The 7887-nt window shown below is 62.3% G+C and carries 6 protein-coding genes and 1 pseudogene; 3 read left to right on the top strand and 4 right to left on the bottom strand.

Annotated elements, in window-relative coordinates:
• The 4 genes and pseudogenes from WBB95_RS07585 to WBB95_RS07570 all read right to left on the bottom strand — a co-directional run.
• A pseudogene (locus tag WBB95_RS07585) lies at positions 1–648 on the bottom strand (acyl-CoA dehydrogenase); the annotation flags it as partial.
• Between the two features lie 12 nt (positions 649–660).
• Positions 661–1845, bottom strand: coding sequence for an acetyl-CoA C-acyltransferase (locus WBB95_RS07580; RefSeq protein WP_424487004.1), 1185 nt, complete (start codon positions 1843–1845; stop codon positions 661–663).
• Positions 1846–1857: 12 nt separating this feature from the next.
• Positions 1858–2625 carry an SDR family NAD(P)-dependent oxidoreductase gene (locus tag WBB95_RS07575; protein ID WP_424487003.1) on the bottom strand — a complete coding sequence of 256 codons (768 nt, stop codon included), beginning with the start codon at positions 2623–2625 and terminating at the stop codon, positions 1858–1860.
• Between the two features lie 21 nt (positions 2626–2646).
• Positions 2647–4296 carry an AMP-binding protein gene (locus WBB95_RS07570; RefSeq protein ID WP_424487002.1) on the bottom strand — a complete coding sequence of 550 codons (1650 nt, stop codon included), beginning with the start codon at positions 4294–4296 and terminating at the stop codon, positions 2647–2649.
• A gap of 211 nt (positions 4297–4507) precedes the next feature.
• Between WBB95_RS07570 and WBB95_RS07565 the strand changes: the two genes are divergently transcribed.
• From WBB95_RS07565 to WBB95_RS07555, 3 genes are all read left to right on the top strand, one after another.
• Positions 4508–5401, top strand: coding sequence for a bestrophin family protein (locus WBB95_RS07565; protein ID WP_424487001.1), 894 nt, complete (start codon positions 4508–4510; stop codon positions 5399–5401).
• 76 nt (positions 5402–5477) lie between these two features.
• On the top strand, positions 5478–6536 hold the full coding sequence (locus WBB95_RS07560) for a tetratricopeptide repeat protein (protein WP_424487000.1): 1059 nt from the start codon (positions 5478–5480) through the stop codon (positions 6534–6536).
• Between the two features lie 142 nt (positions 6537–6678).
• Positions 6679–7887: ATPase domain-containing protein (locus WBB95_RS07555; RefSeq protein WP_424486999.1), on the top strand; the 1209-nt coding region annotated here is incomplete at its 3' end.

Raw genomic sequence — 7887 nt, 5'->3', positions numbered from 1 at the left:
CTTCACGTCCTCGAACAGGATCTGGCAGGTGTCGGAAGCATGTTGACCCAGTTTGTCTTCCACCCGGGCGACGGTGTAACCCGGCGAGTCGGTGGGCACAATAAAGGCGCTGATCCCACGTTTGCCGGCGGCCGGGTCGGTGACCGCGAACACAATCACGACGCCTGCGTTTTGCCCCGAGGTGATGAACTGTTTGCAGCCGTTGAGCACATAGTGGTCGCCTTCCAGGCGCGCACGGGTCTTCAGGCTGCTGGCATCGGAACCGGCTTGCGGCTCGGTGAGCGCGAAGGCGCCAAGCATGGCGCCACTGGCCAGGGGCGTGAGGAACTGCTCTTTTTGCGCGTCGTTGCCGAACTTGAGGATCGGCACGCAGCCCACCGAGTTGTGCACGCTCATGATGGTTGAGCAGGCGCCATCACCGGCGGCAATCTCCTCCAGCGCCATGGCGTAGGCTAGGTAACCGGTGTCGCAACCGCCCCACTGTTCCGGCACCAGCATGCCGAAAAAGCCCAGTTCGGCCATTTCGCCGATGGCCTCCTTGGGAAAGCGATGCTCGCGGTCCCAGTCGGCGGCGAAGGGTTTCAAGCGTTCCTGGGCAAATTGCCGGGCCGCTTCGCTGATTTGCAGTTGTTCGTCATTAGGCAGCATGGAGTTGAGTCCTTAGTACAGGCATTCGACGGCCATGGCCGTGGCTTCACCACCGCCAATACAGATCGCGGCAACCCCGCGCTTCAGGCCTTTCTGGCGCAGGGCCGAGAGCAAGGTCACCAGAATGCGCGCGCCGGAGGCACCGATCGGGTGCCCCAGCGCACAGGCGCCACCGTGAACATTGACCTTCTCGTGGGGGATTTCCAGCTTGCTCATGGTGACCAGGCTGACCACGGCGAAGGCTTCGTTGATCTCGAACAGATCAACGTCACCGAGGTTCCAGCCGGTCTTGCTCATCAACGTGCGAATAGCGCCCACTGGTGCGACAGGAAACAGCCCCGGTTCGTCGGCAAATGCGGCGTGCCCGTGGATCACCGCCAACGGCTTGAGGCCGCGCTGTTGCGCCTCGGACTGGCGCATCAGCAGCAACGCCGCCGCACCGTCGGAAATCGAACTGGAGTTGGCCGCCGTGACGGTGCCGCCTTCGCGAAAGGCGGGTTTCAGGCTGGCGATCTTGTCGAGCCTGGCTTTGGGCGGTTGTTCGTCGTGCAGGATGGTTTTCTGTTCTTTGCCCACGGTGACCTGCACCGGGACGATTTCGGCGGCGAAGTTGCCATGGGTGATCGCTTCCTGCGCGCGGGTCAGGGAGGCGATGGCGAAGGCGTCCTGGGCTTCGCGGCTGAAACCGTTGTGCTCGGCGCAGTCTTCGGCAAAGGTGCCCATCAGGCGGCCTTTGTCGTAGGCGTCTTCGAGGCCGTCGAGGAACATATGGTCCAGCACCTTGCCGTGGCCCATACGGTAGCCGCTGCGTGCCCGGTCCAACAGGTACGGCGCGTTGGACATGCTTTCCATGCCGCCGGCGATCACCACATCGACGCTGCCGGCCAGCAACGAGTCGTGGGCCAGAATGGCTGCCTCCATGCCCGAGCCGCACATTTTGTTGAGCGTGGTGCAGCGCGTGCCTTTATCCAGGCCTGCTCCCAGCGCGGCCTGGCGTGCCGGCGCCTGGCCGAGGCCTGCAGGCAGCACGCAGCCGAACAGCACTTCATCTACCGCATCGGGTGCGATGCCTGCGCGCTCGACGGCGGCACGAATCGCGGCAGCCCCCAGTTGCGGCGCGGTCAGCCCTTTGAGGTCACCCTGGAAACCGCCCATGGGCGTGCGTACGGCGCTGACGATAACGATTGGATCATGCATGAAAAATCCTCCTTACTTGGCGGCCATGCGCAAGGCGCCGTCGAGACGGATCACCTCGCCATTGAGCATGCTGTTTTCGATGATGTGTCGCACCAGCGCTGCGTATTCGGCTGGTTTGCCCAGGCGTGGCGGGAACGGCACGCCGGCGGCGAGGGAATCGCGTACTTCCGCGGTCATGCCGGCCATCATCGGGGTTTCGAAAATGCCCGGGGCAATGGTCATCACGCGTATGCCGAAGCGCGCCAACTCGCGCGCGGCAGGCAAGGTCAGGCTGGCAATCGCGCCTTTGGACGCGGCGTACGCGACCTGGCCGATCTGCCCGTCAAACGCCGCTACCGAGGCGGTGTTGATGATCACGCCGCGCTCACCGTCGGCATTCGCCTCGGTTTCAGCCATCGCCGCAGCAGCCAGGCGCAGCAGGTTGAAGCTGCCGATCAGGTTGACGTTGATCACCTGGGCAAAGCTGGCCAAGCCGTGGGGCCCATTCTTGCCAAGGATTTTCTCCCCGCGCACCACGCCGGCGCAGTTCACCAGCCCGTGCAAACCGCCAAAAGCCGCGACGGTGGCCTGAACGGCAGCTTCGGCAGCAGCTTCCTGGCTGATGTCCGCCACGGTGCTGCGTGCGTTTTCGCCCAGTTGCCGGGCCTTGGCCGCCACGGCGTCGGCGTTCAGGTCCACCAGCATGACCTTGGCGCCAGCCGCTACGAGCATGTCAGCGGTGGCCGCACCGAGGCCCGACGCGCCGCCGCTGACCAGGAATACCTTGTTTTCAATCTGCATCGTTGTTTCCTTAAATGTGAATTACGCCAGGGCTGCCTGAGCCTTGGCGATTTCCTGATTACGTAAGATAAAGCGTTGCAGCTTGCCGCTCGGGGTCTTGGGCAAGTCGCTGACGAATTCGATTTCTCGTGGGTACGCGTGCGCGGCCAGGCGTTTGCGCACATGCAGGCGCAGCTCTTCGGCCAACTCCGGGGTGGCGCGGTATTGCTCGCTGATCACCACAAAGGCCTTCACCAGCTCGGTGCGCTCCGGGCAAGGTTTGCCGACCACGGCGGCCTCGATCACGGCCGGGTGTTCGACCAAGGCGCTTTCCACATCAAACGGGCCGACGCGGTAACCGGACGTGGTGATCACATCGTCACTGCGCCCGACAAAGCTGATGCTGCCATTGGGGTTCAGCTCGACGGTGTCGCCGCTGAGGTAATACTTGCCGACAAAAGCTTTGGTCTTCACGCCGTCGTAGCCCGCAAACCAGCACATCGGCGAGTGCTCGCGGTCGATGGCCAGGATGCCGGGCTGGCCCGCGGGCAATTCCTGGTGGTCGTCGTCGAGCACCACAATGCGATGGCCCGGCGAAGCGAACCCGGCCGAGCCCACATGCACCGGGTGCTCCAGGCCGTGGTGATTGCACAGCACCATGCCCAGCTCGGTCTGGCCGTAGTGGTCATGGATGGTCACGCCCAGGTTGTCGGCGAACCAGCGGATCACTTCCGGGTTCAACGGCTCGCCCGCGCTGCTGACGATGCGCAACTGGCCCTTGATCGACTGGGCAAACTGCTCGCCACCGGCAATCAGCAGGCGATACGCCGTCGGTGAACCGGTGAGGTTGGTGATCGCGTATTTATTGATGACCCGGCAGGTGCTTTCAAGAGTAAACGGGCCATCGTAGAAGGTAATCGGGTGACCCATGGACAACGGCCCGGTCACACCGAAATAGATGCCGTAGGCCCAACCCGGGTCGGCGACATTCCAGAACGCGTCTTCGGGGCGCAGGTCCACGGCGTCGCGGGTGTAGCTCTGGAACGCGACAATGGCCTTGAGCGGTACCGACAGCGCTTTCGCCGGGCCGGTGGTGCCCGAGGTGAACATCAGCAGGAACGGATCATCCGCCCCCAGCAACACCGGCTCACAGGTATTCGAATAATTGCGCAGCTCGGCCCAGAAACTGTAGTCGCCGCGCACGATGCCTTCGCCTTTGGCGCCAGCGACCGTGACGATGGTCGGGCAGCCTTGCACCTCAGCCAGCTTGGGGCGGTTCACCGCGTCGGTGACCACCAGCGCGGCACCGGAACTGTTCAGCCGGTGTTCGATGGCCTTGGGGCCAAATGCGGTAAACAAGGGCTGGTAGACCGCGCCAATGCGCCAGGTGGCTAACACCACCACCAGCAGTTCGGCGGTGCGCGGCAGCAGGCCCGCCACCTTGTCGCCGCGTTTGACGCCCTGGGCCAGGAGGAAATTGGCGAAGCGTGAGGCGTGGTCCTGCAATTCGGTAAAGGTCGACGTCGCACTGCGCCCATCCTTGCCTTCCCAGAACAGCGCGATGCGGCCCGGCAGCGCGTGGCGGTCGCAGCATTCCACGCAGGCATTCAGCGCCTGCAGGTTGCCGGCCAGGGCCGCATCGACGGTGTGCTGGTAATCAAACGCTGTGGTGGCAGCCAAATACTCACGCATCGCTTCATATCCTTGTGTTTTTTATTTTCAGGACGCAAACCACGGAAATAGTCGCTCTAGCGCGGCGCCGCAGCAATGGTCAAAGCCCTCAATCTGGCTGACTGGTTTGGCCAATCATTGACCTGGCCGATCAACCGGTCAGCCCAAGTGATTGGACGCCCTCTGCGCGAGCTTCTAACCTGAGGGCCTGCGCCACAGAAGAAGCCCCTCGATGATCGTCCGCCCCAAACCCAACCTCCTCGGTATCCTGTTTTCCCTCAAGGGTTCGATTGCCAAGCGCATTGCCCTGCGCAGCTTGCTGGTCACGCTGCTGGCCTCAGTGATCGTGTTGGTGGAAACCCTGCACCCGGCTTATTTTTCCAAGGTGAACGCCACGCCGTTCACCTTGCTCGGGTTGTCGCTGTCGATCTTCATGAGCTTTCGCAACAACGCCTGCTACGACCGCTGGTGGGAGGGCCGCAAGCAACTGGGGCAGATGATCATTGATGTGCGTTCGTTGATCCGCGAAACCCAGGTGCTGGGTGACACGGCGGAGCGCGCCAGCCTGCTGCGCGGCCTCTGCGGGTTTGCCCACGGCCTGATCGCGCGCCTGCGCCATGAAGATGAAGCGCGGGCGATCAACCCGTGGTTGGCCGTGGACGCGCGCCACCCCAACCTGCCGGACAAGGTGCTGCAAAGCGTCGGCGCGCGTTTTTCCGCACTGGCCGAGCGCGGCGTGATCAGCGAATGGCGCTACACCCAACTGGAAGCCCGGCTGGTCAGCCTGAGCCAGGTGCAGGCTTCCTGCGAGCGAATCAAGCACACGCCACTGCCCTTCCCCTACACGCTGCTGCTGCACCGCACTATCTACCTGTTCTGCATTCTGCTGCCGTTTGCCATGGCCGAGCCGCTGGGCTGGCTGACGCCGGTGTTCACCGCCATCGTCAGCTACACCTTCTTTGGCCTGGATGAAATCGGCGACGACCTTGAAGACCCGTTCGGTTTCGATGAAAACGACCTGCCGTGCAATGCACTGGTGCGCACCCTGGAGCGCGAAATTCTTGCAGCCCTTGGCGAGACCGACTTGCCGCCGGCCCTGGAGCCTGTGGAGTTCGTGCTGACCTGATGCGGGTTTGACACTCGCGGTGGTCTGACCGAAGCTGATGGCTTTGCAATAGCTGCTCAAGCTTTTGGACGCCAGCATGTCAAAGTCACGCCGTTACTCCTTCATCGGCCTGTGCGCCCTGCTCCTGATTGTATTGGTCACCTGGTATTTCTCCCGCTCCACTCCGGTGGCCGTGCCGCCGGCGATTGCCCATGGCTACGCCAAGGCGCTGAAACAAGCGCATAACGGTGAGCCGGGCGCTGCGCGTGTGCTGTATCAACAGTTGGGTCGGCCGGACCTTTCTCCTGAGCGTCGCGCAAACCTGCATGCCGAGCTGCCCAACTACCCCAGCCCTCAAGCATTGAAGCTGGCCGATAAAGACTTGGCGGATGAGTCGCCGCGGGTGCGTGAAGCCGCGATCCGCAGCATTGTCGGCCTGGTTCCCACCGGCCAACGCACGTTGTTGCTCGGGCCGGCGCTGGACGACCCCGAGCAGGAAGTACGCTTTGCCGCGGCCAACGCGTTGCTCGGCCTGTCGCCGGACACCTTGGGCCTGTATTTCGGCCCGCTGCAGCAAGTGCTCGACGAATTCGTGAAAAAACTCAAGGCTGAACCCGAATCGGCCGAAGGCTGGATCCAGCTGGCGCGCTTGTACATCCACAGCGCCTTGCTGCCGGACGCGCAAAATGCACTGGAGCAGGCGATGCGCTTGCAGCCGGACAACCTGCAGGCCGTGGTGGCGCAAATCGAGTTGCTGGACAAACAAGGCAAATCAGAAGAGTCCCGCCAACTGCTGGCGCGGCAACTGGCCGCGCACCCCGAATCGGCTTACCTGCAACACGCCCTCGGCATGTGGTTGCTGCACCATGGCGAACGTCCTTATGCCCTGCTCGGCCTGTCCAAGGCCGTGGAGCTGGAACCGGACAACCAGGATTACCGTTATGACCTGGCAACCACCCTGCACGCCCAGGAGGAATTGGAGGCCGCCCAGCGCCAGTTGGAAGAGATCGTCCAGCGCCATCCTGCCAACCGCAAAGCGCGTGTGCTGCTGATCAACTACTGGAAAGAAAGTGGGCAGTTGCAGAACGTTCAAGTGTTGCTCGCGCAACTTGAACAGCAGAACCCGGATGATCCCGCGCTGCAGCAAGGTTTGTAGCTGCGGCGCGAAACTTATAAAAAGCGCAGCCTTTTGTACAAATATTACAAAGTGTTGAACCGCCACAGGCCGCTACGGTCAAGTAAATAGGCGCGCCGATGGCGGCGCGCACCTCTACTTGTACGTGACCTGAGGGCACTTCTTGTCTACATCCAATACGCTGTTCAGTGAAAAGGCAGCCACTGGCATTGAAGGTCTTGATGACATTCTTTCCGGTGGGCTATCGCGCAGCCACCTGTTCCTGCTGGAGGGTGAACCGGGTACCGGTAAAACCACGGTCGCCCTGCACTTCTTGCAGGCCGGCGCAAAAAACGGCGAGCGGACGCTGTACATCACCTTGTCCGAAACCGAGCGCGAATTGCGCCAGGGCGCCAAATCCCACGGCTGGGACCTGGATGACAACATCCATATCTTCGAACTGACCCCGCCGGAAAGCCTGCTCAACGCCGACCACCAGCAAAGCCTGCTGTATTCCTCCGACTTGGAATTGGGCGAAGCGACGCGGCAGATCTTCGAAGTGGTCGAACGGGTCAAGCCGACTCGCGTGGTCGTCGACAGCCTTTCCGAAATTCGCCTGCTGGCCCAAAGCTCGCTGCGCTATCGCCGGCAGATCCTGGCCATCAAGCACTACTTCGTGCGTTACGACGCCACGGTGCTGCTGCTGGATGACCTGACCACCGAATCCCTGGATAAAACCGTGCACAGTGTGGCCCACGGCGTGATTCGCCTGGAAGAACTGACCCCCAGCTACGGCGCCGAACGTCGCCGTGTACGGATTGTGAAGTACCGTGGCCAGAAATACCGCGGCGGCTTCCATGACTTCACCATTATGGAAGACGGCATCCATGTGTTCCCGCGCCTGGTGGCGGCCGAACACCGTGGCGGTTATGTCCGCCAGACCTTGAGCAGTGGCATCAGCGCTTTGGATGCCTTGATGGGTGGCGGCGTCGAGACAGGTTCCAGCAGCCTGATCCTGGGCCCGGCGGGTACCGGCAAATCGTTGATCTCGATGGTCTTCGCTGCTGCTGCCGTGGCCCGTGGCGAAAAAGCCGCGTTGTTCATCTTCGATGAAGAGCTGGGCCTGTTGTTTGAACGCATGAAAAACATGGGCATCGACCTCGCCGCGATGCAGGCAACCGGCAACCTGTTGATCGAACAGGTGGACGCCGCCGAGCTGTCGCCCGGCGAGTTCTCGCACCGGGTACGACGTTGCGTGGATGAAGGCGGGATCAAAACCGTGGTCATCGACAGTATCAACGGCTACCAGGCGGCAATGCCGGAAGAAAACGCGCTGATCCTGCACATGCATGAGTTGCTGCTTTACCTCAACCGCCGTGGTGCAGCGACGTTC

It is taken from the genome of Pseudomonas sp. (assembly GCF_049645325.1).
Lineage (GTDB): Bacteria > Pseudomonadota > Gammaproteobacteria > Pseudomonadales > Pseudomonadaceae > Aquipseudomonas.
The sequence above is the reverse complement of the archived record's forward strand: the minus strand, read 5'-3'. Positions and strand labels throughout refer to the sequence as shown.

Bases quoted from the DNA above. Each gene is read 5' to 3' on its own strand.
- WBB95_RS07580 (WP_424487004.1), bottom strand. From the start codon at position 1,845: ATGCATGATCCAATCGTTATCGTCAGCGCCGTACGCACGCCCATGGGC.
- WBB95_RS07575 (WP_424487003.1), bottom strand. From the start codon at position 2,625: ATGCAGATTGAAAACAAGGTATTCCTGGTCAGCGGCGGCGCGTCGGGC.
- WBB95_RS07570 (WP_424487002.1), bottom strand. From the start codon at position 4,296: ATGCGTGAGTATTTGGCTGCCACCACAGCGTTTGATTACCAGCACACC.
- WBB95_RS07565 (WP_424487001.1), top strand. From the start codon at position 4,508: ATGATCGTCCGCCCCAAACCCAACCTCCTCGGTATCCTGTTTTCCCTC.
- WBB95_RS07560 (WP_424487000.1), top strand. From the start codon at position 5,478: ATGTCAAAGTCACGCCGTTACTCCTTCATCGGCCTGTGCGCCCTGCTC.